The sequence below is a fragment of the Promicromonospora sp. NFX87 genome (assembly GCF_048564965.1).
In the GTDB taxonomy this organism is placed as follows: domain Bacteria; phylum Actinomycetota; class Actinomycetes; order Actinomycetales; family Cellulomonadaceae; genus Promicromonospora.
This window is the reverse complement of sequence record NZ_CP183413.1, coordinates 1108369-1132591: the sequence shown is the minus strand read 5'-3', so window position 1 is coordinate 1132591 and position 24223 is coordinate 1108369. Positions and strand designations below refer to the sequence as shown.

28 protein-coding genes are annotated in these 24223 nt (G+C 72.5%); 18 read left to right on the top strand and 10 right to left on the bottom strand.

The window, feature by feature from the left end; genetic code table 11:
- The first annotated feature begins 30 nt into the window (after positions 1 to 30).
- Positions 31 to 1020 carry a LacI family DNA-binding transcriptional regulator gene (locus ACNYC2_RS05035; RefSeq protein WP_419705969.1) on the top strand — a complete coding sequence of 330 codons (990 nt, stop codon included), beginning with the start codon at positions 31 to 33 and terminating at the stop codon, positions 1018 to 1020.
- A gap of 60 nt (positions 1021 to 1080) precedes the next feature.
- Here ACNYC2_RS05035 and hutI read toward each other — a convergent pair whose 3' ends face one another.
- The 5 genes from hutI to hutH form a co-directional block, all read right to left on the bottom strand.
- A complete protein-coding gene (gene hutI / locus ACNYC2_RS05030) occupies positions 1081 to 2352 on the bottom strand; it encodes an imidazolonepropionase (RefSeq protein ID WP_419705968.1) in 1272 nt (423 codons plus the stop codon).
- Complete coding sequence (locus ACNYC2_RS05025; RefSeq protein WP_419705967.1) at positions 2349 to 3749, bottom strand: formimidoylglutamate deiminase; 1401 nt, start codon at positions 3747 to 3749, stop codon at positions 2349 to 2351. Before ACNYC2_RS05025 ends, hutI begins: the two co-directional genes overlap by 4 nt.
- On the bottom strand, positions 3746 to 5251 hold the full coding sequence (locus ACNYC2_RS05020; protein WP_419705966.1) for a Zn-dependent hydrolase: 1506 nt from the start codon (positions 5249 to 5251) through the stop codon (positions 3746 to 3748). The genes ACNYC2_RS05025 and ACNYC2_RS05020 overlap by 4 nt, the downstream gene beginning before the upstream one ends.
- Positions 5248 to 6951 carry a urocanate hydratase gene (locus tag ACNYC2_RS05015; protein ID WP_419705965.1) on the bottom strand — a complete coding sequence of 568 codons (1704 nt, stop codon included), beginning with the start codon at positions 6949 to 6951 and terminating at the stop codon, positions 5248 to 5250. The genes ACNYC2_RS05020 and ACNYC2_RS05015 overlap by 4 nt, the downstream gene beginning before the upstream one ends.
- Before the next feature lie 62 nt (positions 6952 to 7013).
- Complete coding sequence (gene hutH, locus ACNYC2_RS05010) at positions 7014 to 8675, bottom strand: histidine ammonia-lyase (protein ID WP_419705964.1); 1662 nt, start codon at positions 8673 to 8675, stop codon at positions 7014 to 7016.
- Positions 8676 to 8843: 168 nt separating this feature from the next.
- Between hutH and ACNYC2_RS05005 the strand changes: the two genes are divergently transcribed.
- The gene (locus tag ACNYC2_RS05005; RefSeq protein ID WP_419705963.1) at positions 8844 to 9611 is read left to right on the top strand and encodes an IclR family transcriptional regulator; all 768 of its coding nucleotides are present in this window, start codon (positions 8844 to 8846) and stop codon (positions 9609 to 9611) included.
- 45 nt (positions 9612 to 9656) lie between these two features.
- Positions 9657 to 9992 carry a hypothetical protein gene (locus ACNYC2_RS05000; RefSeq protein WP_419705962.1) on the top strand — a complete coding sequence of 112 codons (336 nt, stop codon included), beginning with the start codon at positions 9657 to 9659 and terminating at the stop codon, positions 9990 to 9992.
- A 93-nt stretch (positions 9993 to 10085) separates the two neighbouring features.
- Here ACNYC2_RS05000 and ACNYC2_RS04995 read toward each other — a convergent pair whose 3' ends face one another.
- Positions 10086 to 10637 (bottom strand): small multidrug efflux protein, encoded by a 552-nt coding sequence (locus ACNYC2_RS04995; protein ID WP_419705961.1) that lies wholly within the window; start codon positions 10635 to 10637, stop codon positions 10086 to 10088.
- Positions 10638 to 10791: 154 nt separating this feature from the next.
- Between ACNYC2_RS04995 and ACNYC2_RS04990 the strand changes: the two genes are divergently transcribed.
- From ACNYC2_RS04990 to ACNYC2_RS04975, 4 genes are all read left to right on the top strand, one after another.
- Complete coding sequence (locus ACNYC2_RS04990) at positions 10792 to 12033, top strand: sensor histidine kinase (RefSeq protein WP_419705960.1); 1242 nt, start codon at positions 10792 to 10794, stop codon at positions 12031 to 12033.
- The gene (locus ACNYC2_RS04985) at positions 12030 to 12632 is read left to right on the top strand and encodes a response regulator transcription factor (RefSeq protein ID WP_357505100.1); all 603 of its coding nucleotides are present in this window, start codon (positions 12030 to 12032) and stop codon (positions 12630 to 12632) included. Before ACNYC2_RS04990 ends, ACNYC2_RS04985 begins: the two co-directional genes overlap by 4 nt.
- Positions 12633 to 12745: 113 nt before the next feature.
- Positions 12746 to 13375, top strand: a complete 630-nt coding sequence (locus tag ACNYC2_RS04980) for a ClpP family protease (protein ID WP_419705959.1) — start codon at positions 12746 to 12748, stop codon at positions 13373 to 13375.
- Entirely contained in the window at positions 13372 to 13959 is a 588-nt protein-coding gene (locus ACNYC2_RS04975) for a ClpP family protease (RefSeq protein ID WP_357505104.1), read from the top strand. Before ACNYC2_RS04980 ends, ACNYC2_RS04975 begins: the two co-directional genes overlap by 4 nt.
- 33 nt (positions 13960 to 13992) lie before the next feature.
- On the opposite strand, the gene ACNYC2_RS04970 is transcribed toward ACNYC2_RS04975, so the two are convergent.
- Positions 13993 to 14361 carry a helix-turn-helix domain-containing protein gene (locus ACNYC2_RS04970; protein ID WP_419705958.1) on the bottom strand — a complete coding sequence of 123 codons (369 nt, stop codon included), beginning with the start codon at positions 14359 to 14361 and terminating at the stop codon, positions 13993 to 13995.
- A gap of 123 nt (positions 14362 to 14484) precedes the next feature.
- Between ACNYC2_RS04970 and ACNYC2_RS04965 the strand changes: the two genes are divergently transcribed.
- From ACNYC2_RS04965 to ACNYC2_RS04940, 6 genes are all read left to right on the top strand, one after another.
- Positions 14485 to 15075, top strand: coding sequence for a TetR/AcrR family transcriptional regulator (locus ACNYC2_RS04965; protein WP_419705957.1), 591 nt, complete (start codon positions 14485 to 14487; stop codon positions 15073 to 15075).
- An 88-nt stretch (positions 15076 to 15163) separates the two neighbouring features.
- Positions 15164 to 15889, top strand: a complete 726-nt coding sequence (locus ACNYC2_RS04960; RefSeq protein ID WP_419705956.1) for a hypothetical protein — start codon at positions 15164 to 15166, stop codon at positions 15887 to 15889.
- Between the two features lie 176 nt (positions 15890 to 16065).
- Positions 16066 to 16368, top strand: a complete 303-nt coding sequence (locus tag ACNYC2_RS04955; protein ID WP_419705955.1) for a putative quinol monooxygenase — start codon at positions 16066 to 16068, stop codon at positions 16366 to 16368.
- Positions 16369 to 16414: 46 nt separating this feature from the next.
- Complete coding sequence (locus tag ACNYC2_RS04950; RefSeq protein WP_419705954.1) at positions 16415 to 17167, top strand: AraC family transcriptional regulator; 753 nt, start codon at positions 16415 to 16417, stop codon at positions 17165 to 17167.
- Positions 17168 to 17285: 118 nt separating this feature from the next.
- Positions 17286 to 18461, top strand: a complete 1176-nt coding sequence (locus ACNYC2_RS04945; RefSeq protein ID WP_419705953.1) for a UDP-N-acetylglucosamine--N-acetylmuramyl-(pentapeptide) pyrophosphoryl-undecaprenol N-acetylglucosamine transferase — start codon at positions 17286 to 17288, stop codon at positions 18459 to 18461.
- Between the two features lie 4 nt (positions 18462 to 18465).
- The gene (locus tag ACNYC2_RS04940) at positions 18466 to 19191 is read left to right on the top strand and encodes an ATP-binding cassette domain-containing protein (RefSeq protein ID WP_419705952.1); all 726 of its coding nucleotides are present in this window, start codon (positions 18466 to 18468) and stop codon (positions 19189 to 19191) included.
- 28 nt (positions 19192 to 19219) lie between these two features.
- Here ACNYC2_RS04940 and ACNYC2_RS04935 read toward each other — a convergent pair whose 3' ends face one another.
- The gene (locus ACNYC2_RS04935) at positions 19220 to 19744 is read right to left on the bottom strand and encodes a hypothetical protein (protein WP_419705951.1); all 525 of its coding nucleotides are present in this window, start codon (positions 19742 to 19744) and stop codon (positions 19220 to 19222) included.
- A 70-nt stretch (positions 19745 to 19814) separates the two neighbouring features.
- Positions 19815 to 20192 (bottom strand): hypothetical protein, encoded by a 378-nt coding sequence (locus tag ACNYC2_RS04930; RefSeq protein WP_419705950.1) that lies wholly within the window; start codon positions 20190 to 20192, stop codon positions 19815 to 19817.
- A gap of 77 nt (positions 20193 to 20269) precedes the next feature.
- Here ACNYC2_RS04930 and ACNYC2_RS04925 point away from each other — a divergent pair, with 77 nt between their 5' ends.
- Positions 20270 to 20845, top strand: coding sequence for a shikimate kinase (locus tag ACNYC2_RS04925; RefSeq protein ID WP_419705949.1), 576 nt, complete (start codon positions 20270 to 20272; stop codon positions 20843 to 20845).
- A gap of 50 nt (positions 20846 to 20895) precedes the next feature.
- Here the strand turns inward: ACNYC2_RS04925 and ACNYC2_RS04920 are convergent, their stop codons facing one another.
- A complete protein-coding gene (locus ACNYC2_RS04920; RefSeq protein ID WP_419705948.1) occupies positions 20896 to 21597 on the bottom strand; it encodes a class I SAM-dependent methyltransferase in 702 nt (233 codons plus the stop codon).
- Positions 21598 to 21704: 107 nt separating this feature from the next.
- On the opposite strand from ACNYC2_RS04920, the gene ACNYC2_RS04915 reads away from it, so the two are divergent.
- The 4 genes from ACNYC2_RS04915 (at position 21705) to ACNYC2_RS04900 (ending at position 24213) form a co-directional block, all read left to right on the top strand.
- Positions 21705 to 22250, top strand: coding sequence for an RNA polymerase sigma factor (locus ACNYC2_RS04915; RefSeq protein ID WP_419705947.1), 546 nt, complete (start codon positions 21705 to 21707; stop codon positions 22248 to 22250).
- Complete coding sequence (locus ACNYC2_RS04910) at positions 22247 to 22753, top strand: hypothetical protein (protein WP_419705946.1); 507 nt, start codon at positions 22247 to 22249, stop codon at positions 22751 to 22753. Before ACNYC2_RS04915 ends, ACNYC2_RS04910 begins: the two co-directional genes overlap by 4 nt.
- A gap of 119 nt (positions 22754 to 22872) precedes the next feature.
- Positions 22873 to 23403, top strand: coding sequence for a cysteine hydrolase family protein (locus ACNYC2_RS04905; RefSeq protein ID WP_419705945.1), 531 nt, complete (start codon positions 22873 to 22875; stop codon positions 23401 to 23403).
- Positions 23404 to 23529: 126 nt separating this feature from the next.
- The gene (locus ACNYC2_RS04900; RefSeq protein WP_419705944.1) at positions 23530 to 24213 is read left to right on the top strand and encodes a YceI family protein; all 684 of its coding nucleotides are present in this window, start codon (positions 23530 to 23532) and stop codon (positions 24211 to 24213) included.
- The last annotated feature ends 10 nt before the right edge of the window (positions 24214 to 24223 follow it).

The following is a 24223-nucleotide window of genomic DNA, read 5'->3' as shown; positions in this document are numbered from 1 at the left end:
AGCCCCGGAGGTAGCAAGCAGATGGTCACGATGAGCGACGTCGCCCGCGAGGCCGGTGTCTCGATGATGACCGTGTCGAACGTGCTCAACGGCCACCGCCGCGTCGTGGCACCCACGCGCGACCGGGTCATGACCGCGATCGAGAAGCTCGGGTACGAGGTCAACCTCACGGCGAGACACCTGCGGTCGGGCCGCACCGACACGATCGCCCTGATCGTGCCGAGCTTCCACGACTACTTCAGCGCGGTCGCGGACCGGATCGCGCCCATCGTTGAGGCGAGCGGTCGCCATCTCGTCCTCGAGCGCACCGGCGCACGGCCCGAGAGCGAGATCGAGTCGTTGAGCATCGCCCGCCTGCAGATGTACGACGGCGTGGTCCTCTCCGTGGCCGGGCTGGACCGCGAGCAGCTGGAGAGCGTCAGGACCAGGGCGCCGATCGTCCTCCTCGGAGAACGGGAGGTGCCCGCGCGGTTCGATCACGTCCGGCTCGCGAACGAGGAGGGTGCCCGGCTCGCCACCGCGCACATGCTCGCCCGGGGCGCGCGCAGGATCCTCGTGCTCGGCGGCGCGCCGGGCGACACCTCGGGCATGGCCTCGTTGCGGCGGGCAGGGTGGGAGGCGGCGCACCGCGCGGCGGGAGTCCCTGCCGACGGCGCGCTCGTCGTCCCGGTGACGACGTACTCGGCACGCGAGTCGCGCGAGGTGCTCGGCGGCCTCCTCGACGCGGGCCTGCGCGTCGACGGCGTCTTCGCGGTGACCGACACCGTCGCGCTCGGGGCGATGGCCGCGCTGGCCGACCGCGGGATCGTCGTACCTGACGACGTCCAGGTGGTGGGGTTCGACGACCTGGACGTCGGGAAGTACCTGTCCCCGGGGCTCACGACGGTCGACCCGAACCACGACGAGGTCGCGCGGAGCGCGATGCGCCTGCTCGAACGGCGGATGGCGGGCGACGACGACCCGCCCGAGCGCGTGATGGTCCCCGTCCGCCTCGTGGTGCGGGGCTCGACGCGCCCCTGAGGCGGCCCGCTGGTCGAGCACTCGTTGGTCGAGCTTGTCGAGACCAGGGCCGCCGCAGACCTACCTCGGCAGGATGACCCGGGCGCTGTCCTTCCAGACCTCGGACACCAGCGGCACGCCCGGGCGGTAGGCCAGGTAGGTGTGGCTGGGGGCGTCCAGCACGGTGAGGTCGGCGCGAGCCCCGATACCCAGGTGGCCGACGTCGTCCCGGCGGAGCGCCACAGCGCCGCCCGCCGTCGCCGACCAGAGGGCCTCGGCGGGGCTCATCCCCATCTCGCGCACCGCGAGCGCCACGACGAACGGCATCGACGAGCTGTAGCCCGAGCCCGGGTTGCAGTCCGTGGCCAGCGCTACGGGCACGCCCGCGGCGAGCAGCCGGCGTGCGTCCGGGTAGGGCGACCGGGTGGAGAACTCGACGGCGGGCAGCAGGGTCGCGACGGTGCCGGAACCCCGCAAACCGTCCGGGCCAGCGGACCAGGACCCGGCCAGCGCGTCGACGTCGGCGCCGGTCAGGTGGGTGCAGTGGTCGACGCTCGCCGCGCCGACCTCGACCGCGAGCCGGACGCCGGGGCCCGCCGACAGCTGGTTGCCGTGCACCCGGGCGCCGAGCCCTGCCCGGATGCCGGCCAGCAGCACGGCCCGGGACTCCTCCTCGTCGAACGCGGTAGGCGCTGCGGGCTCGCAGAACACGTCGACCCAGCGGGCATGGGGCGCACAGGCGGCGAGCATCGGCCCGGTCACGAGGCGCAGGTAGCCGGGGCGGTCGTCGGCGTACTCGGCGGGCACGGTGTGGGCGCCGAGGTAAGTCGTCTCGTGCGTGAGCTCCCGGGCGATCCGCAGCGTCCGGGCCTCGGTGGCGACGTCCTGGCCGTAGCCGCTCTTGATCTCGACGGTGGTGGTGCCCTGTGCGAGCATCTCCCGGACCAGGGCCTGGGCGCGTGCCCGCAGGCTCTCCTCGGTCGCAGCGCGCGTGGCGGCGACCGTGGTCGCGATGCCGCCGCCGGTGTACGGCTCGCCGGTCATCCGCGCGGCGAACTCCGCGGACCGGTCGCCCGCGAACACCGTGTGCGAGTGGGAGTCGACGAAGCCGGGGATGACGGACCGTCCGCCGAGGTCGACGGCGACGTCCGCCGCGGGCGCCGACGCGGCGGGCCCCGTCCATGCGACCCGGCCGGCCTCCATGATGACGGCGGCGGCACCTGTCACGATCCCGAGGCCGCCCGCTCCCCCGGATCCCGGAGCCCCCGCCCCCGTTGGTCGAGCCTGTCGAGACCCGCCGTGCTCCGGATCGTTCGTGACCAGCTCGCCGATGTTCGTCAGCAGCACGCTCATGCTTCGCTCCCCTGTGTCCTGTCCCGGCCGGCGACCGCCCAGGCCTCCTCGATCGCGTCCGCGAGCATGCGCCCGACGTCCCCGGCCCGGTGCTCGCCGCCGCGCACCACCACCTCGCCGCCCGCCACGACGTCGGACACGTCGCCCGCACCCGCGACCAGCGCGACCTGCGCCGGGTCGATCCCCGCCGTGCGCACCGTGTCCAGCCGGACCGCCACCAGGTCGGCGGGCGCCCCGACGGCGATCCGCCCGGCGTCCGGCCGGCCGAGCGCGGCGTGCCCGGCGGACGTCGCCAGCTCGATCAGGGTCGCGGGCGGGAACGAGCCCCGCCGTCCCGTCGCGAGGCGTTCGTGCTCCTCGACGCCGCGTGCCTCGGCGAGCACGTCGGCGCCGACGTGCTGGTCGGTGCCGACCGAGAGCGGGCTGCCCGCCCGCAGCAGCCGCAGGCCGGGGGCGATGCCGTCGGCGAGGTCGCGCTCCGTCGTCGGGCAGAGGCAGACGCCCGTGCCCGAGGCGCCGAGCAGCGTCACGTCGTCGTCGGTCAGGTGTACCGCGTGCACGGCGGTGGTGCCGGGGCCGAGCGCTCCGGCGTCGTGCAGCAGGCGCGTGGGCGTGACGCCGAGGGCCGCGAGCGCGGCCTCGTTCTCCCCGGGCTGCTCGGAGAGGTGCACGTGCAGCGGCGCCCCGGTCCGCCGGGCCCAGCGGGCCAGGTCCGCGAGCTCCGGCAACGTGACAGCACGCACCGAGTGGGCGGCGGCGCCGACGAGCACGCGGTCGTCGCCAGCCCAGGCGGCGCGCAGCGCGTCGACGCGGCGCGCCCACGCCGCGACCGTGCCGTCACCGAAGCGTGCCTGCTCGGGCGCGAGCGGCTCGTGACCGTCGGGCCCCAGGCCGCCGTGCAGGTAGCAGGTGTCGAGCAGGGTGAGGTGTACCCCGGCGTCGCGCGCGGCGGAGCGCAGGGCCTCGGCCATGGCGTTCGAGCCGCCCTCGGCCGCCGGGTACGGCGTCCCGTCGGCGCGGTGGTGCACGTAGTGGAACTCGCCGACGGCGGTGGTCCCGCCCAACGCCATCTCCGCGTACACGGCGCGCGCCAGCCGCTCGTACAGCTCCGGGGTCAGGGCCGTGGCCAGCGCGTACATCCCCGCGCGCCAGGTCCAGAAGGATCCGCCGTCGGCGTGCGTCCGCCCGCGCAGGGCGCGGTGGAACGCGTGCGAGTGCGCGTTGGCCAGCCCGGGCAGCACGACGCCGCCCAGCCGCACGTCACCCCTCGACGCCGGCACACCCGGCTCGACACCGACGATCCGGCCCCCGTCTACCTCGACCCGCACGGACTCGACGACGCGACCCGCCGCGCCGCCGTCCCCGGGTACCCACGCCCGCTCGCACCAGAAGCTCATCGGGTGCCCCCGCTGGTGTCCCCGGATGATCGGTAGGACGTCAGGTCATCGGCATTCCGGGGTGCCGACCACCTGACATCCTGCCGACCACTCGGGGCCGTGAGCAGGTCTGCCAGGGCCGCCGTGAGCGCGGCCACGCCGGCGTCGCAGTCGGCCTCCTCCGCGAGCTCGGCGGGCGAGTGGGAGATCCCCGTGGGGTTGCGCACGAACAGCATCGCCGTCGGCACGCCGGCGGCGGCGAAGATCCCGGCGTCGTGCCCGGCGCCCGTCCCGATCACGGGTGCGGGCAGGTCGGAACCGGGCCGCCCGACGACGTCGGCGAGCCGCGCCGCGAGCGCCGGATCGAACACGGTGGCGGGCGTCCACGACTCCTCGACGGGCCCCCAGCCCCCGGTCGGCCCGGCCGAACGTAGGCCCGGTCGGTCCTCGAGGCCCGTTCCGGCGACCGGCCCTACGTTCGGCGCACCAACGGGTCCCGAGAGAGTGGACAGGACGGTGCGGACCGCATGCTCCGTTTCCGCGCGGGCGTCGATCCAGGCGCGGACCCTGGACGGGATCGCGTTGACGCCGTTCGGCTCGACCTGGACCTTGGCCAGCGTCGCGAGCGCCCCGGCGTGCTCGGCGGCGGCGCGGACGTCGGTGATGAGCCGCGCGAGGTCGAGCATCGGGTCGTGGCGGTGGGCCAGCGGCGTCGTGCCCGCGTGGTTCGCCTCGCCCGCGAGGTCGACGCGCCAGCGGCCGTGCGGCCAGATGGCGGCGCCGACGGCGACCGGCGCGGCCTCGTCCGCGGGCAGGTCAGCGAGGTAGCGCCCCTGTTCCACGTGCAGCTCGACGAAGACGCCGACCCGCGCGAGGGCCTCGTCGTCGCGCCCGTAGTGCTCCAGCGGCACGCCCCCGGCGCCGCTGGTCGAGCCGCCGCCGGTCGAGCCACCGCCGGTCGAGCCTGCCGAGACGGAGCTCGACCAGCGAGGCACCCGCCCCAGCACGTCCGCGAGGCTGTCCCCGCCGCCGTCCCGCAGCGCGAGCAGCCGGTCCGCGCCCACGGTCCCGGTCACCGCCCGCGAGCCGAGGCACGCGAGCCCGAACCGGGCGCCCTCCTCGTCGGAGAAGTTAACGATCCCGAGCGGCCGCTCCGGGCGCACACCCGCCGCGCGCAGGGCGTCCAGCGCCGCGAAGGCGCTCGCCACCCCGAGCGGGCCGTCGAACGCGCCGCCGCCGGGGACGGAGTCGAGGTGGCTGCCGGTCACGACGCCGGGCCCGTCGGCGTCCGGGTCGCCCCACCACGCCCACTGGTTCCCGGCGCGGTCGACCACCACGGAGAGCCCCCGCGCTTCGGCCTCGGCGGCGAACCACTCGCGCAGGGTCAGGTCGTGCGCCGTCCACGCGAACCGCTCGTAGCCGCCGGACGGCGCCCGCCCGACGTCGGCGATCGCGTCGAGCAGCCGCCCCACCGACGTCGTCCCGCCCGGCGCGCCGACCGCACCAGCACCAGGACCCGTCACGGCGTCTCCCGCATCGGCACGCGCAGCCCGCCGCGCTCGGCGGCCGCCACTGCGTCGTCGTACCCGGCGTCGACGTGCCGGAGCACGCCCGTCGCGGGGTCGTTGGCGAGCACCCGGGCCAGCTTCTCGGCGGCCAGCGGCGTGCCGTCGGCCACCGAGACCTGCCCGGAGTGCAGCGACCGGCCCATGCCGACGCCGCCACCGTGGTGGATCGAGACCCACGTCGCGCCCGAGGCGGTGTTCATGAGGGCGTTCAGCAGGGGCCAGTCGGCGATCGCGTCGGAGCCGTCCGCCATCGACTCCGTCTCCCGGTACGGGGAGGCCACCGAGCCGGAGTCCAGGTGGTCGCGCCCGATGGCGAGCGGCGCCGAGATCTCGCCGGACGCGACGAGCTCGTTGAACCGCACCCCCGCGACGTCGCGCTCGCCGTGCCCGAGCCAGCAGATGCGCGCGGGCAGGCCCTGGTACGCGACCCGGTCCTGGGCCGCGCGGATCCAGCGGCCCAGGTGGTCGTTGTCGGGGAACAGGTCGAGCACCGCCTTGTCGGTGACGGCGATGTCGCGCGGGTCCCCGGACAGCGCGGCCCAGCGGAACGGGCCCTTGCCCTCGGCGAACAGCGGCCGGATGTAGGCCGGTACGAAGCCCGGGAAGTCGAACGCCCGCCCGTACCCGCCCTGGCGGGCCTCGTCGCGGATCGAGTTGCCGTAGTCGAACACCTCGGCGCCCGCGTCCTGGAAGCCGACCATGGCCTCGACGTGCCGGGCCATCGACTCCCGCGCCCGGTCGGTGAACCCCGCGGGATCCTTCTCCGCGAGGTCGGCCCAGTCCTCCAGCGCGACGCCGGACGGCAGGTACGACAGCGGGTCGTGCGCCGACGTCTGGTCGGTGACGATGTCGATCTCGACGCCCCGGCGCAGCAGCTCGGGGACGACGTCGGCGGAGTTGCCGACCACGCCCACCGACAGGGCGCGACGCTCCTTCTTGGCCGCGAGCGCCAGCTCGACGCCCTCGTCCAGGGACCCCGCGACCACGTCGAGATAGCGGGTCTCGACGCGACGGTGCAGACGCGCCGGGTCGACGTCGACCACGAGGCACACGCCGCCGTTGAGCGTGACGGCCAGCGGCTGGGCGCCGCCCATGCCGCCGCAGCCGCCGGTCAGGGTGAGCGTCCCGGCCAGGCTGGCGGGACCGCTGGTCGAGCTTGTCGAGACCCCTGAGATCTTCGCCGCCACCGCGGCGAACGTCTCGTACGTCCCCTGCAGGATCCCCTGCGTCCCGATGTAGATCCACGACCCTGCGGTCATCTGCCCGTACATCGTCAGCCCGAGCTGTTCGAGGCGGCGGTGCTCGGGCCACGTCGCCCAGTCCCCCACGAGGTTCGAGTTGGCGATGAGCACGCGCGGCGCCCACTCGTGCGTCCGCAGCACGCCCACCGGCCGCCCGGACTGCACCATCAGCGTCTCGTCCTCGCGCAGGTCAGTGAGCGAGCGGACGATCGCGTGGTAGCTCGGCCAGTCGCGCGCGGCGCGGCCGGTGCCGCCGTAGACGACCAGGTCGTCGGGCCGCTCGGCCACCTCGGGGTCGAGGTTGTTCATCAGCATGCGCAGCGGGGCCTCGGTCTGCCAGCTGCGGGCGGTCAGGGTGGTGCCGCGCGCGGCGCGGACGGCGACGGGGGTACCCCGGTCGTACGGCTGGTTCATGGTCTGCTCCAGTTCGGTGTCGGTCGGGCTGCCGGTCGGGCGGTCGGGCGGTCGGACGGGCGTCAGTCGAGCTGTCCGACGGCGGACGCGGCCACCGCCGTGATCCGGCCGGCCGCCACGAGCTGGACCACGTGCTCGATCTCCGGCGCGAGGTAGCGGTCCGGTCCGGGACCGGGCACCACGGCTCGGACGGCGTCGTGCACAGCGCCCGTGCCCGCCGCCGGGGCCTCGGTACGGAAGTCGAGGGCGCGCGTGGCCGTCAGCACCTCGATGGCCAGCACGCGGGTGAGCCCGTCGACGGACCTGCGGAGCTTGCGCGCGCCCGACCAGCCCATGGACACGTGGTCCTCCTGCATGGCGGAGCTCGGGATCGAGTCCACGCTGGCCGGTGCGGCCAGGCGCTTCAGCTCCGAGACGATCCCGGCGGCCGTGTACTGGGCGATCATGTGCCCGGAGTCGACGCCGGGGTCGTGCGCGAGGAACGCGGGCAGCCCCTCGGAGCGGGAGACGTCGAGGAACCGGTCGGTGCGCCGCTCGCTCATGCTGGCCAGGTCGGCGGCGGCGATGGCGAGGAAGTCCAGCACGTAGGCGACGGGCGCCCCGTGGAAGTTGCCGTTCGACTCGACGCGCCCGTCGGAGGTGACCACCGGGTTGTCGATCGCGGAGGCCAGCTCCCGGCCCGCGACCGTGGCCGCGTGCTCCAGGGTGTCGCGGGCGGCGCCGTGGACCTGGGGCGCGCAGCGCAGGGAGTAGGCGTCCTGCACGCGGGTGCAGGCCGGGTTCCCGTTCTCGTCCAGCTCGCGGTGGCTCGCCATGAGGGGCGAGCCCGCCAGGACCCGGCGCAGGTTCGACGCCGACGCCGCCTGGCCCGGGTGCGGGCGCATGCCGATGAGGTCCTCGGCGAACGGCGCGTCCGAGCCGAGCAGGGCCTCGACGCTCAGGGCCGCGGCGACGTCGGCCGTGGTGAGGAGACGCCGCAGGTCGTGGATGGCGAGGCAGAGCATGCCGAGCATGCCGTCGGTGCCGTTGATGAGGGCGAGCCCCTCCTTCTCGGCCAGCACGAGGGGCGCGATGCCGGCGTCGGCGAGGGCTTGGGCGGCGTCGGCCCCACCGTTGGCCGAGCCTGTCGAGACCTCCGAGCCATCGCCGGCCGAGCCCGTCGGGACCACCCGCACCCGCCCCTCCCCCATCGCCGCAAGGGCGACATGAGCGAGCGGCGCAAGGTCCCCCGAGCACCCGAGCGACCCGTACTCGTGCACCACCGGCGTGATCCCGGCGTTGAGCATGGCGGCATAGGTCTGCGCCGTCACAGGCCGCGCCCCCGTATGACCGGTGACCAGCGTGGCGAGCCGCAGGAGCTGCAGCGCCCGCACCACCTCGGTCTCGACCTCGGGGCCGGACCCAGCGGCGTGCGACCGCACCAGGCTGACCTGGAGCTGCGCCCGCTTCTCCGCGGGGATGTGTCGGCGGGCCAGGGCCCCAAAGCCGGTGGAGACGCCGTAGTGCGGCACGGTGTCGTGGGCCAGGTTCTCGATGACGGCGCGGCTCTGCGCCATCCGGGCCAGACCTGTTTCGTCGATCTCGACCGACGCGCCGTGGCGGGCGACGGCGACCACCTGATCGACGGTCAGCGGTGTGCCGTCGAGGACGACGTGCTCGGGCAGGTCGGGGGCAGCAGCCGCATGGGTGGTCGGCGCCGGCCCCTCGTGGTGCAGGGTGCTCATGCGCTCATAGAACCCCGCCCTGAGCCCCGTGGCGCGGCCGTTACTCCGGATACAGTCTGGGATACGAGACACCGCCACCCGCATGGTCGGCAGTTCGTCAGGTGATCGGCAGCCCGGACTACCGATCACCTGACAGATTGCCGACCACTCGGATCACCTTGGAGAGGTATGGCCGGGAGCAGCGCCGTTCCTGCCGCGCGGAGCACCGTGCGGTTGCTGACGTTTCTCGCCGCGCAGACGGGGCCGGTGCCGGCAGGCGCCATCGCGCACGGCATCGGGATGCCCCGGTCCAGCGTCTACCACCTGCTGTCGGTGCTGCGGGACGAGGGGTTCGTGCGGCACTTCCCCGACGAGCGCCGCTACGGCCTGGGCGTGGCCGCCCTGGGGCTGGGCAGCGCGTACACCCGGCAGGCCCCGCTCTCGCGCCTGGCCGCTCCGGTCGTCGCCCGCCTGGTGGAGGCCGCCGGGGAGAACGGGCACCTCGCCGTCCTCAACGGCCGTGAGGTCCTCTACCTGGTGGAGCAGCGGGCGGCGGGCCGCCCACCCCTGGTGACCGACGTCGACGTCCACCTCCCCAGCCACCTCACCGCCAGCGGCCGGGCCGTGCTCGCGCTGCTACCCCCGGCGCAGGTGCGCGCCCTGTACCCGACGCCGGGGTCGTTCACCGACCTGACCGGCGCCGGCCCGCGCACGCTCCGGGAGCTGCGGACGGTGCTGCGGGAGGCCCGGGCCCGCGGTTTCGCAGTGGAGGACGGCGAGGTGACGGCCGGGTTCGCGTCGGTGGCCGCCGCCGTCGTCGACCACACGGGCCGGCCGGTCGCGGGACTCGCGGTGACGTTCCGCTCGGACTCCTACGACGACGACGCGCGGGCCGGCCTCGCCGAGCAGGCGACCCGCGCCGCGCGGGAGGTCAGCCGGCGGCTGGGAGCGCGGTGAGGCCAGCGCTACCGGTTCAGAAGTCGGCGTAGTAGATTCAACTACGTGAACGACGAGGGCTCCCCACCTGCACTGTTGACCGAGGTGGGCGACGAGTCCGAGGCCCACCGGCACGACTCGCTGCCCGAGGACGCCGTCGGACGACGACGTGACGCCGGCACTGCACCACGAGTCCTGTCGGTGCGACTGACCGATGCCCAGTACCGCAGGCTCGCCGCCATCGCCTCCGACCGGGACCTGCCCGTGTCGACGTTGGCTCGCCTGGCGATCCTCGAGTACCTCGACCAGGCCGCACAGCCCGCCTCTGGACCGATCGATCTGACGGCGGTCACAGCGGCGCTGCGCGAGGTGCTTCGACCTGAGTTCCTGAAGGCCGGCTGACACGTCACCGGCGACCACGACGCTGCGACGGAAGGCGTAGCCACTAGCGCCAACCATCAGCCCCGACGAACCGCAACGTGACCAGGTCCGCGCTCAGCCGACGGCCCCGAGGACGCCGCTGATGATCAGTGCGGTGAGCGTGGTCCAGGCGATGATGGCGATGGCCTGCCAGATCAGGATGCGGGTCTTGCCGACGCCGGACGCGGCGAGCATGGTGGCCGTGAAGTGGGTGGGCAGCAGGAGCGGGCCGAGCAGGCTCACGCCCGGGACCCCGTACCGCTCGTACGCGCGCTGGAACTTCGCCTTGCGTGTGGCGCTCCGCGAGCCGTCCTCGGCCGGCGCGGTCATCAGGACGGTCTCGCCGCCGTCCGCCGCTCCGGCCCGCGCGGCGACCTTCGCCCGGTGCCGCGTCACGACGGCGTTGCGGGCACCAGAGCTGAGCAGCACCAGCGCGGCCACGCAGAGGAAGTTGCCGACGGCCGCGGCGATCGCGGCGACGACGGGGTTGATGCCGCCGATGATGCCGATCGCGACCCCGCCCTCACCCTCGATGAAGGGGATCGCTCCGGCGGCCGCGACGATGACCGGCTGCAGCAGCTCGGGCACCTTCGCGACGAGGTCCTGGAGGATTTCGATGAGGCTCATGGTGTGCTCCTGTCGATGTGGGCTCTGGGGTCTTCCCCGTCCTGAACCCAGTTCACCGGCTGGGAGCGCGGCCCAGAAGTGCCCGGCTGTCACCGCCTCCCGGGTCCTTCGCACGCCGCATCCATGACATGTGTCATGGCCGTAACCTGGCCGGATGAGCAGCCAGCCTGACCCTGCCTCTGCGTCCGACGCAGCGGAAGCCCGCAGGGCACTCGTCCTCACCCGGAGCATCAACGTCACCTGGTGGTACGTCGCTTCCAGCGTCGTGTTCTTCGAGCTGATGGTCGCGGTCTTCTCGGTGGCCGCCGTCGTCGAGGCGGGCGCGGGCAACGTCGCGCGCGCCGCCGTCGGCGTCACCGCGTTGCTGTGGTGGCTCGCGACGTTGCTGCCGCTGTTCGAGTACCGCCGCCGCACGACCGCTCCAGCGCTCGTGATCTGGCGACACCACCTCGCGCCGTTCCTGGCCGCCGCGGTCTTCGGGCTCCTGGCCGGGCTCATCACCGGGCAGTGGGTGGCAGGCATCCTGCCGCTGATCCAGGTACTCATGCTGCTGAACTGGCCGCCCGGTGTGCGCCTGCGCATGGTGCTGGCCGCGACCGCCCTGCTCGTCGCGCTGGCGGTGATCGACTTCCGCCTCGCCTCCGGGGAGAGCATGAGCGCGAGCGGGTTCCAGCTGGGCGTCTTCGCCGTCATGCTCCCGGCCGTCACGGTCTCGTCGCTGTGGTGGTGGGACGTGCTGGTCGCACTCGACCGGGCCCGCGCCTCGGAGGCGAAGCTCGCCGCGACCCAGGAACGGCTCCGGCTGGCGACCGACGTGCACGACTTGCAGGGCCACCACCTCCAGGTCATCGCGCTGCAGCTCGAGCTCGCCGAACGGCTCATGCCGCGCGACCCGGACGCGGGCATGGAACAGCTGCGCGCCGCACGCGCCAGCGTCGACGACGCCCGGCAGGGCACCCGCGACCTCGCCACCCGCTTCCGGTCCGTGCCCCTGAGCGACGAGCTCGCCAACGCCGTCGACCTGCTGCGCGCCGCGGGTACCAAGGTCGAGGCCACGGTGGCCCCGGACGCGTCGCTCGCTCCGGCGTCCGCCCTCGGGCCGGTCATCCGCGAGACGACGACGAACGTGCTGCGCCACGGCGGCGGCAAGTGGGCGCACCTGTCCCTGACCCATACGGACGGGTCGTGGCGCTACGAGATCTCCAACGACGCCGTTGTCGACGCGCCCGAGAACGCCGACGGCGCGGGGCTGGACGGCATCGCGCGCCGGGCGGCCGAGGCCGACGGGAACCTCGAGGTGAACCGCGAGGACCGCACGTTCACCGTGGTCGTGACGGTCCCCGCCGAAGACCCTGCCGAGAGTTCTACCGAGAACGAGAAGAAGGTAGCCGGATGATCCGTGTGCTGCTCGCCGACGACGAGGGCATGATCCGCTCCGCGCTGGCTGCCCTGCTCCGCCTGGAACCGGACATCGAGGTCGTCGCGGAGTGCGCCGACGGCGCCGAGGCGGTCGCCACCGCGGAACGCGTGCGGCCCGACGTCTGCCTGCTCGACCTGGAGATGCCCCACCTGGACGGCGTGCAGGTCACCGAACGCCTCAACCGCACCCTGGCCACGCGGTGCGTCATCGTCACCCGCCACGCCCGACCCGGCGTCCTGCGGCGGGCGCTGGCCTCGGGAGCCGCTGGATTCCTGCCGAAGTCCCGCTCCGCGGACGAGGTAGCGGCAGTGATCCGTCGCGTCGCGGCGGGCGGGCGCTACGTCGACCCGGAGATCGCCGCCGACGCGCTCAGCGACGAACGCTCACCGCTGACCGACCGCGAGCTCGACGTCCTGCGCGCCGGCCGGCGCGGCGAGACGACCGGCCAGATCGCCCGCACCCTCTCCCTCGCGCCCGGCACGGTGCGGAACCACATCTCCGCCGTGCTGGGCAAGCTCGCGGTGGACTCCCGGCAGCAGGCGGTGTTCCTCGCGGAGGAACGCGGCTGGATCTGATCCCGCTGCTCTGGCAGCGCCGGTCCCGCTGCTCTGAGCAGCGCTGCTCAGAGCAGGCCTGCTCTCGGCAGATCCGCCCCCGTGGCGCCCGTCGCGGGGTGCACGGTGAGGGCATGACCGATGAATCGAAGCCGCCGATGTTCGGCGAGAGCACCCGACGCGAGCTGTACGAGCGACGCGTCCTCGTCCTGGACGGGCCGTTGGACGACGACAACGGCACGCTCCTGATGACACAGCTGATAGCGCTGGCCACCGAGGACCCGGCCACCGACATCGAGCTGTGGATCCACTCCCCGGGCGGATCGGTGCCGGCGATGCTGGCGATCCGCGACATCATGCGAACCATCCCCAACGACGTCTCCACGCTCGTGCTGGGCATCGCGTACAGCGCGGGGCAGTTCCTGCTCTCGGCGGGCACCCAGGGAAAGCGCCGTGCGCTGCCGAACTCGCGGGTGCTGATGCACCAGGGTTCCGCGGGGATCGCGGGCACCGCCGTCGACATCGAGCTGCAGGCGGACGACCTGCGGCACACCCGCGACACCGTGCTGCGGCTGATCTCCGAGGACACGGGCCAGCCGGTCGAGCGGATCTTCGACGACTCGCTGCACGACCACTGGTACACCGCCGAGGAGGCACTCGACTTCGGCTTCATCGACACGATCGTGCGGAGCTTCGAGGGCATCAGGCCGCGCGATCGTCAGCGAACCGGATTCACCACGGCAGCCGAGGGAGACGCACGATGAGCAGCTACACCATCCCGAACGTCATCGCGTCCCACCCCCGGGGCGAGCGGATCATGGACGTCTACTCCCAGCTGCTCTCCGAGCGGATCATCTACCTCGGCACGGCCATCGACGCGGGCGTCGCCAACGCCCTGATCGCGCAGCTGATCCACCTGGAGTCGAGCAACCCGGACGGCGAGATCCAGCTCTACGTCAACTGCGAGGGCGGCGACCCGAGCGCCGGGATGGCCATCTACGACACCATGCGCTACATCCGGCCCAAGGTGGCGACCACGTGCGTGGGCCAGGCGGTCGCCGTCGGCGCCGTCCTCCTCGCCGCCGGGGCCGAGGGACGACGGGCGGCGCTCCCCCACGCCCGGGTCATCCTGCACCAGCCCGCCGCGCAGGGCCGCGGCGCGATCCCGGACCTGATCCTGCAGGCCGACGAGGTGGTCCGGATCCGCGCGGACATGGAGGTCGCGCTCTCGAAGCACACGGGTCAGAGCGTCGAGACGCTCCGTGCGGACACCGACCGCGACCGCATCTTCACGGCCGGTGCCGCGCGCGAGTACGGCCTCCTGGACCAGGTGATCGACCAGCGGTGACGTGCGGCTCCCGGGTCCCGCGGCCCGGGAGCCTCACGCCGCGAGCGCGAACGCCGCCTGGCAGGTCGGCTGCCGCGTGGTGTCGCGGACGACGACCAGGCGGTCGGCGACGGCGGCGACCAGGTCGACGAGCGTGACGTCCAGCGCGCCCGTGATCGCCGCGATCATCTCGCTCGACGGCTCCTTGACGCCCCGCTCGATCTCCGAGAGGTACTGCGGCGAGATTCCCGCGCGGCGGGCGGTCTGGTCCAGCGTCTCGCCGCGCAGATGGCGCAGCTGTCGCAGGCGTTCACCGAGCATGTACCGCAGCAGCGGCTCTCGTCTCGTCGGCGTCGACGGTGTGCCTGGCCCTTCGGGCACCCCGTCGCGCCCTGGGCGCTGGGGCGGAGCGGTTTGGGTCATACCTGAGCGTAGGGCTGAGCCCCCGGCGGACGGCGGCGCTTCTGCTCACAGCAGCGCGCCCGCCGTCGGCCACCCGCTTGACAATAACGAGACGACTGGTCATATTGGTTTCTGGAGGTCATGATGGCACGCACCAAGACAGCAGTCTCGCTCGACACGAAGAGGCGCATCGCAGATGCGGCGCTCGAACAGTTCCATCTCAAGGGTTACAACGGAACGAGCGTCCAGGACCTGATGAGCGCAGTGGGCGCGCCGAAGGGCACGTTCTACAACCACTTCGCCAGCAAGGAAGCACTGGCGGTCGACGCCCTGCGCCGTTACGGAGACGGCTTCGGGCTGGCAGCCCTGGCGGACGCCGGATCCGGCACACCGCGCGAGCGGATCGATCGGCACCTGGCCGGCCTCATGGCTTCCGGACTCACGGTCGCGGCCGAGAAGGGCTGCCTCATGGCCAACCTCGCCGGCGAGGTCCCGGCGCACAGCGCGACGGTCGCTTCCGCGATCGGCGACTTCCTGCTGCTCTGGACGGCGACGCTCGCCGGAGCGATCGACGAGGCCAAGGCCGCGGGCGAGCTCACGTCAGACATACCGTCCGGCGATCTCGCCGAGTTCATCGTCAACGCCTGGGAAGGCGGCGCCGTGAAGTCCAAGGCGACGTCCTCCAACGAGTCGGTCCGGACCTTCGAGCGCATGGTCGCCCTGCTCCTGCGCTGAGGCCCCGTCCGGGCGAGCGCGGCTTCCGTTCGCCTATTACGAGACGACCAGTCATACACATCGCACCGCATTCCCGAAAGGAACTCTCATGACCGAGCTGCAGAACATCGTGATCGCCGCGCACGGCGACGTCGAACGGTGGCGTTCGTTCACCACGCTCACGGCCCACGTCCTCAACGGAGGCGCGCTGTGGAACATCAAGGGCCAGGACGACGTGCTCGACGACTACACCGCCACGATCGAGCTGCACCGCCAGTTCGCCAGCCACACGCCGTTCGGCGGTGCGGGGCTGCGCAGCTCGTTCACCCCGGACCGGGTCGCCGTGGAGACGACTGGCGGCGACGTCGTCGAGGAGCGCCGTGACCCGGCCGCGGCGTTCGCGGGCCACGTGCTCGCCACCCCGTGGGACCGCCTGCACGCCGCCTACTTCACCGGCTACGCGATGTGGAACTACCTCACCGAGCCGTTCACGTTCACCGAGCCGGGCTTCGAGTTCGCCGAGCTGGAGCCCTGGCAGGAGGACGGCGAGACCTGGCGCCGCCTGCAGGTCACGTTCCCGGAGAACCTCGTGACCCATGCCCGCGTGCAGACGTACTACATCGACGACGCCGGCCTGATCCGGCGGCACGACTACTCGCCCGATGTGTTCGGCCCGAGCGAACGGGACTCGGCGCACTACATCTGGGACCACCGGGAGTTCGACGGCTTCGTCTTCCCGACCAAGCGCTCGGTCCACCTCACCGACGAGAACGGTCACAAGCTGGCCGATCCCGTCGTCGTCTCGATCGAGCTCGACCAGATCAAGCTGTCCTGACCGGTCCACCACCACCAGCTCCCGCGTCAGTCGGCACGCCTGCCTGACGTACCGCGCGAGCGTGTCCGATAGGAGCGTAAGCACGTCCGGCTGACGGAGGCGGACCGGGTGCGTACTGCCGGAGGATCGAGTCATCCGATCCGCGGCAATCGCCGCCACCTGTTCAGGAGGCCCTTATGTTTATTGCGATCCTCGACCTCAGGACTGCTGCCACCGACCGTCCCGACGTCCTCGCCCAGCTCGACGAGGAGCGTGACCGTGTACACGCCATGCCGGGCAACATCGCTTACCGGGTCTACGCCGGGCGGGAGGACGACACGGCGGTCGCCGTGGTCCACGAGTGGGACGACGAGGCTTCGTTCGCCGGCTACCTGCGGTCCGACTCCTTCGCCCGGTCGGGCACGAAGATCCGTCCGCTCCTGACCGGAGCGCCGGTGAGCCGGCGCTTCAGCGCCGACCTGCGGGAGACGGTGGCCTGACCGGCGTCGCGACGGACTTCTATGATCGGCCTGTGCGAGACCGTCGATGACCCGCAGGGCCTACAGCTTCGCCCGTACGTTCGCGCCGGAGCCCGCTCGCGACCTGTGCACGGACCGCCACTACCTGCTCTGCGCCTCCACCGGAACCCTCCGGCTGGAGGCGCAGGGCCAGTCGTGGTTGCTGCCGCCCGCGCGGGCCGCCCTGAACGAGGCGGGGAAGCCGATCCGGGTGAGCATCCCGCGACCGGTCACGACCGCCTCGGTCCTGTTCGACACCGGATTCGCTCCGGCCCCGCCGACGCCCCTGACCGTGTTCGACCTCAACCCGCTGACACACGCGCTGCTGGCCGAGTGCCGCACGTGGGGCGAGGGCGACGAACCCCTCACGGCGTACGCGGAGACGCTGTTCGCCGCCCTCGCTGCGGTGACCTGGCGGCTCGCCGAGCAGCCGAGCCCCGTCGTCGTGCCCGCGGGGCGATCACCCGAGCTGCGCCGAGCCCTCGAGCTGACCGAGCGGCGGCTCAGCGGTGAGGTCCGCTTCGAGGAGGTGGCGGCCGAGGTCGGCCTCGCTCCACGGTCGCTGGCACGGCGCTTCGAGGAGGAGACCGGCATGACCTGGCGGGCGGTCCTGCGCAGGATGCGGGTGCTGCGTGCCATCGAGGAGCTTGCCGCGGGTGACACCCCGGTGACCGAGATCGCGTTCACGGTCGGATACACCTCGCTGTCAGCGTTCAACACCGCGTTCAAGGAGCTGACCGGCCGCACACCGACGGAGTACCGGGCCAGCTTTCGACCCTGAACCGGACGAGGATCGCCGCGGCGCGGCGTGCCAGCACCACATCCACGAAGTTTCGGACACCTCCCGATCCTCTACAGTTGACCTCGCGCCCCCACCCACGCCGTCCTGGGAGAGTTACGTGAGTTCACACCCGCGCGAGTTCCGTCTGCTCGTCACCGGTGGAGGGACCGGCGGCCACACCTATCCGGCGCTCACCACGCTCCGCGCCCTCCAGGCCAGGCTGGCCGAGACGGGCACGGCGGTCAGTATTCTCTGGGCGGGTTCCGCCGACGGCCTGGAGGCCAAGGTGACCGAGTCCGAGGGCATCCGGTTCACGCCGGTCGCCACGGGCAAGCTCCGCCGGGCGAGCAACCCGCTGGGCATGCTGACGGCGGAGAACATGAAGGACATGGCGCGCGTGCCGCTCGGCGTCGCGCAGGCCAGGTCGATCGTGGCCGAGTTCAAGCCGGACGTGATCCTGTCCACCGGCGGTTATGTCGCGGTCCCGATCGGGCTCGCGGCGGGCCTGCTCCGCCGTCCGCTCGTGGTGCACGAGCAGACGGTGCGGCTCGGGCTCGCCAACCGTCTGCTGGCCAAGCGGGCCACCCGGGTGGCGGTGTCCTCGCCGTCCACCCTCGAGCTGCTGCCGGAGGGTGTGCGCGAGCGAGCCGTCGTGACCGGTAACCCCGTCCGCGCCGAGGTGCTGGCCGGGGAGCCGCTCAAGGCCGTCGACACGCTGGGCCTGGACTCGTTCGACCCGGACCTTCCGGTCCTGTACGTGACGGGCGGGGCGCAGGGAGCGGTCCAGATCAACACGGTCGTCACCGAGGCGCTGCCCTGGCTCCTCCAGCACGCGAACGTCATCCACCAGTGCGGACCGAACAACCTCCAGGACATGTTCGAGCGCACCGCCAACCTTCCCGCCGAGCAGGCCGCCCGCTACCGGGTCATGGGGTTCGTCGGCGCCGAGCTGCCGGACGTGCTCGCCCTCGCCGACGTCGTCGTCTCCCGGAGCGGAGCCGGCACCATCGCGGAGCTGACCGCGCTCGGCAAGCCTTCGGTCCTGATCCCGCTCGCCTCGGCGGCCGGGAACGAGCAGTCGCACAACGCCCACCGGCTCCAGGACCTCGGAGCAGCCATCACCCTGGAGGGCGACGTCCACGAGAGGGACCTCCGGGCGGCGCTCAGGCCGCTGATCTCCGACGCCGGACGGCGCGCGCGGATGGCCCAGGCCGCCCGCGAGCACGGACGCCCGGACGCCGCCGAGCAGCTGGTCGACGTGCTGCTGGAGGCGAGCCAGTTCTCGTTACGCTGACCTCGTGCTGATCGAGCGAGTCCGCGTCAAGCCCGCCGCCGTCGAGGACGGCGCATGGCCGTGGAACGTCCCCGCGATCGGTGACCTGGCCGCCCACGGAGTCCGTCTGACCAGCAACATCGTGGTTCTCGTCGGTGCCAACGGCAGCGGGAAGTCCACCCTGCTGGAGGCGATCGCCGAGGGCTACGGGCTCGACGTCCGCGGCGGGCACGGCGGCCGGAAGTACGCCAGCGCCATGGAGACGAGCCCCCTGGGCGACGCGATCATGCTGGATCGCACCCGTGCGGGTTCGGGGATGACCCACCGCAACGCGAAGGGCTTCTACCTGCGGGCGGAGACCGCGTTCGGGATGCTCGAGTACATGACCGGCGCCGGGATGCCCGGGTACGGCGACAAGCCGTCCTGGGAGGTCAGCCATGGTGAGTCCTACCTCCAGGCGATCTTCGGGCGGTTCGACGGACCCGGCCTCTACCTCCTGGACGAGGCCGAGGGGCCGCTGTCGTTCGCCTCCACCCTCCAGCTGTTGTACCGGCTGCAGGACGTCGCGGACGAGCACGCGACGCAGATCATCTACGCGACGCACTCGCCAATGGTCGCCGCCCTGCCCGGAGCACAGATCCTCGAGATGACGGAGCACGGCATCGCCGAGCGCACGTGGGAAGAGCTGGAGTCGGTCGCCCTGTGGAAGAGGTTCCTCGGGCGACCGGAGACCTTCTTCGACGTCGGCTAGCGTCGCGTTTCCTTGTCAGTCGGCGACGTCAGTCGGCGACGGGGTCGGGCCGTAGCGGCGTCCGCCGCGGCCACGACGTCGTCTGCGGATTCCCGTGCATGTCGTCGAAGACCACCGTCGCCCACATCGCAGGGGTGAGCCAGACCTCGGCGTCGAACCGAGCCCGAACGGTGCGCGTCCAGGAACGGCTCGCCCCGCCGAGGAGGACCGTCTGTTCCAGGGCCAGGGACGGCGCAGCCTCGTCGGCGGTCCCGTCGTGCCGCAACCGGCGCACGGGACGGTCGAAGTGGATCGTGCAGTGAACGTTGTCGATCGGCATCCGGCCAGGGTTCGTCAGCGTGATCTCCAGTACCCACACCGCGGACCCGTCAGGAGCATCCGGCTTGTGCGGCCCGACCGTCGCCTGCCACATGACCGAGACGGCGCGCGTCTCCAGACTCTCGGCCTCGCGCTGCTGCCGGACCAGCTCGCGAACCTGCCAGCCTGCGAACACGGCCGCTGCGACCGTCGCCACTGCGACGAAGAGGTCGGCTACTCCCTGGGCATCGAACACGGCCCCATCCTGGCACCACTACGTCACCGCACAAGCTTCTGACCAGGAGAGATCACCCTCTGGCTGATCGTCAGTGCACCCATCGTTCGTACTGCAGGTAGAACCGCACCGTCTCCGACTCCACATCGATAACCCCGGCACACGCCCGCCGAAGGTCCAATAGGCCTAGGAAGGCGCACTCCTCGCCGTCCGGGAACACCTCGGCCTTGAGCTCCTCGTCCGACATCCCGAGCGGAGGATCGACCTTCAGCTCCCGCCAGCACCCTCCCGAGCCGCAGCCCATGTCCTCGCCGGTCACCCGCGCGCCCTCAGGCAGCGCGGGGAGAGCCGACGCCGGGGGCATCGCCATCTCGTCGACAGCCAGCGACAACGGCGGTAGCGCCAGAGCCACCACGGCGATCGCCGCGAGCACCACCACTCCCTTGACCACTGATCGGGTTCGAAGCATGAGCGGACCTTACGGTCCTCCTCGGCATGGTGGGCAATAATGAGCGACATTTCGCCCGCCACAAGGGAGCGTCGTCCATGATCCTCGTAGGCCCGCTCGCGGCCGGGAAGTCCACGCTCGGCGCACTTGTCGCACAGCGCCTGGGGCACCCGTTCGTCGACCTCGACGACATCGCCTGGACCTATTGCGCGGAGGTCGGCTGGGACCTGGACCGGCTCCTCGAACGGGACGAGGCGGTCGGCTGGGTGGCCGCGGAACGGGAGTGGGAGCCCGCCCGTGCGCACGCGGTGGAGCGCGCCGTACCGGACCACCCGGACACGGTCCTCGCCTTCGGCGCCGGCTACACCAGCTTCACCAGGCCCGAGTACGCCGACCAGGTGCGCCGGGCGCTGGCGCCGGTCCCCGACGTCGTCCACCTGCTGCCCAGCCCTGACCCCGTGCGTTCCGTAGCGGTGCTGCGCGAGCGTGCGATGGCGAGCCGCGGCAAGGACTGGATCATCGAGGGTCACGACTGGATCGCCGAGTGGGTTGCGGACCCGCTGGCCGCCGAGGTCGCCGCCGCCACGGTCTACACGGACGGGATCAGCCCGGACGAGTCGGCCGAGCAGCTCGTCGAGCTCAGGGAACGTCTGTACGCGGAGCTGGCGGCGTAGGTCGGCCCGTCAGGCGGCGCCTTCGGCCGCCGTCACGCCGCGAGCCGCCGTCACACCCTGAACAGCCCCGCGTTCAGGAACTCCGCCCCGAAGGTTCCCGGGACGCCGTCGCGCACCCGACGCACCTCGACGGGGTGCAGCGACGCGAAGATCCGTTCCAGGTCCTCGACCAGGAACGACATCCCGCCGCCGAGGTCACCGCTCGTCAGCACCTCGCGGTCAGATGGGCTCGGCTGGCTCTCCTGGGCGAACGCCACCACCGCGTAGCGCCCGCCGGGTGCGAGCAGCGGCAGGATCCGCTCGCGGTAGGTGATGCGCCGGTGCGGCGCCAGGTGGTGAAAGCATCCGGAGTCGTAGACGACGTCGAACGGCCCGGCCGGCAGCGGGTCGCGCAGCACGTCGAGGGCGGTCACGGTCATCGACCTCGGGAGGTCGGGCCGGACGGCGTCGAGCAGGGGCGCGGCCAGGTCCACCCCGACGACGTCGGCGCCCCGCTCCGCGAGCCACGCACCGTTGCGCCCGTTGCCGCAGCCGACGTCGAGCACCCGGGCGCCGTCGAGATCGCCGAGCAGACCGCGGCCGTGCCAGTCGACGAGCGGTTCGTCCGGGAGACGGGAGTTGAGCGGATGCCCCTCGCGGGTGAGCATGGCGGTCCAGTAGTCGGCGGCGTCCCTCGTCACGTCCCCTCGGCGGCTCTCGGCCACCACCCGGTCCAGCTCGTCGAACAGGTCCTCAACGCTCCCGATCCGCATCCGCCCATTTTATGAGGTTCGGCCCTTTCGCAGGTGGTTCAGCGCCCATGTCTCCGACGTGAACCTGACGGCCGTGCACCGCGACTGCACAGGTGAGAGGAGGCGAGATGAGCGATGAGTTGCTGGTGGTCCGGGCCCAGCTGGGCAGCCGGTCCGCCCTGGAGGAGCTGGTGGTGCGATGGCAGAGACCGGTCTGGCTCTACGTGCGCCGCATGCTCGACGCCGAACGCGCCGACGACGTGGCGCAGGAGGCGTGGGTCGCCGTCGTGCGGGCGCTGCCGAGGCTGCGTGAGCCCGACCGGTTCGCCCCGTGGCTGTTCACGATCGTCCGCCGCGCGGCCCTGAACCGGCTGCGTGGCCAGTACACCGACCGGCATGAGCTGGTCGGTGGTCTCGAGAGCGATCACGACCGCTCCGACGGCGGCGCGCGGGACCCGGTCGACGTGCTGGTGGACCGAGCGGAGATGGTCGCCCGGCTCGCGAGTCTCCCGGTGCTGGAGCGCGAGGTCCTGGTCCTGCACTACCTGGAGGACCTTTCCGTCGAGGACTGCGCACAGGTCTGCGGCGTCCCGGCCGGAACGATCAAGTCACGGCTGAACCGTGCGCGACGCATGCTGCGCGAGCACGTCGAGGAGGAGGGTGAGCTGACATGACGGACGAGGAACCCCGCGCCTCCGCACCGGAGGTCGTCGCCGGGCTGGGTGGGACGCTGTCGAAGGGCGCCCGGGTGCGCGCCGTGGGCGCACTGGTGGTCGGGCTGGCCGGCGCCGTGTTCGTCGCGGCGCTGTGGTGGACCGAGCCCGGTCCCCTACCGGTCCCGACCCAGCTCGCGTTCGGGCTGCTCACGCTGGTGTGCCTCGCGTGGGCCACCTACGGGACCTGGCTCCTGCGGTCCCGGGTCCCGCTGTTCGCGACCGACCGCGTGGTGGCCGCGTGGATCGGCCTGACGGCGTCCGTGCTGGTGGGCGGTCTGCTCATCGGCACCGTCGCACAGCGCGGTACGGCTACCGGGACGTGGGGCGTGATCGCGACCGTCGCGGCGCTCGTCGCGGTCTCGACGGTGCTGGTGGTCCGGGCGCACGCCCGGCGCGCGGCCCTGCTGCGCCGTGAACGCGCCCTGTCCGGCGACGACCCGTCGCCGGGCGCTCCGAGGTAGGAACGTCGCGAGCGAAGTGTGTTGCTGGGAGTGGACACTGTCCACTCCCAGCAACACACCTCGCGGAGCACATGTTCATGCCAGGGCCACGCCGGCCTCTTCAGAAAGGCCCAGCGCCCGTGACCTCTGTCGTCCTCGTCATCGACCTGCAGGTCGACGTCGTCCGCGGCTGCTTCGACGCCGACGGCGTCGTCGCCCGTTCCCTGGCCCTCGTCGAGCGCGCCCGGAGCGCGGGCGTACCCGTCGTCTGGGTCCAGCACCACGAGCCCGGCCTCGAACAGGACACTCCCGGCTGGGCCCTCGCCGACGGCCTGACGCCGCAGCCTGGCGAAGCCCTCGTCCACAAGGCGTACCGCGACGCGTTCGCCGACACCGAGCTCCGCGACGTGCTGGACTCGCTCGGCGCCACCCGCCTGGTCGTCGTCGGCGCACAGTCCGACTTCTGCGTGCGGACCACCACGCAGCGTGCCGCCGCGCTCGGCTACGACGTCACGCTCGTGAGCGACGGTCACACCACCAGGGACACGGAGTGGGACGGCGTGCGGATCACCGGCGAGCAGATCGTCGCCCACACCAACATGTACTTCTCCGGCCTCCGCTACCCGCGCGGCACGTTCGACATCGCCCGCCACGACGAGGTCTCCCTCTGACCTGACGCACGCCGTCCATCCCAGTTTCGAACCCGATTGAGAACCCGATTGAACCGATCGTCTCTTTCACCCGTAGTAGGGGGCAGAGGCCGGCAACGGGTCGGCCTGCGAACGAGAGGGGCGGACGTGCGCAGAGGGACAAAGGTGGCGGTCGGTGTCGGTGCGGCGATAGTCGTGGTCGGAGGGGCGGCGGCGATCTTCGGGCCGGGCCTGTACGCGGACTGGGCGAACTCGGCCGCCGCGGACGCGCCCACCCTGGAGTCGTCGGCGGTCCCGCTGCCCGACGCCGAGTCGGCCGCCGGCACGTGGACGGTCACCGACGGGTCGTTCGCCGGGTACCGCCTCGACGAGGTGCTGAACGGCGAGGACGTGACCGTCACGGGCCGCACCGAGGGCGTGACCGGTGCGGTGACGGTGGCCGACGGCTCCATCACCGAGGCCAACATCGAGGTGGACATGACGAGCGTGGCGACCGACGAGGCACCCCGTGACGCGTACTTCCGCGACACCGCGCTGCAGGTCGGCGAGTTCCCCACCGCGACGTTCGAGCTCACCGAGCCGGCGACGATCGAGGAGGGCGCCACCGCCGTCGAGCTCACGGGCGACCTCACCGTCCACGGCGTCACGCAGCCCGCCACGTTCGAGGCGGAGGTCGCGGGCGACGCGGCCAGCGGCGACCCCGTGCAGGTCATCGGCAGCATCCCGATCACGTTCGCCGACTTCGACGTCGAAGCCCCGTCGCTCGGGTTCGTGACGGTGGAGGATGAGGGCAGCATCGAGTTCTCGCTGCAGCTGCAGCCCGGACAGTAACCGACACCCG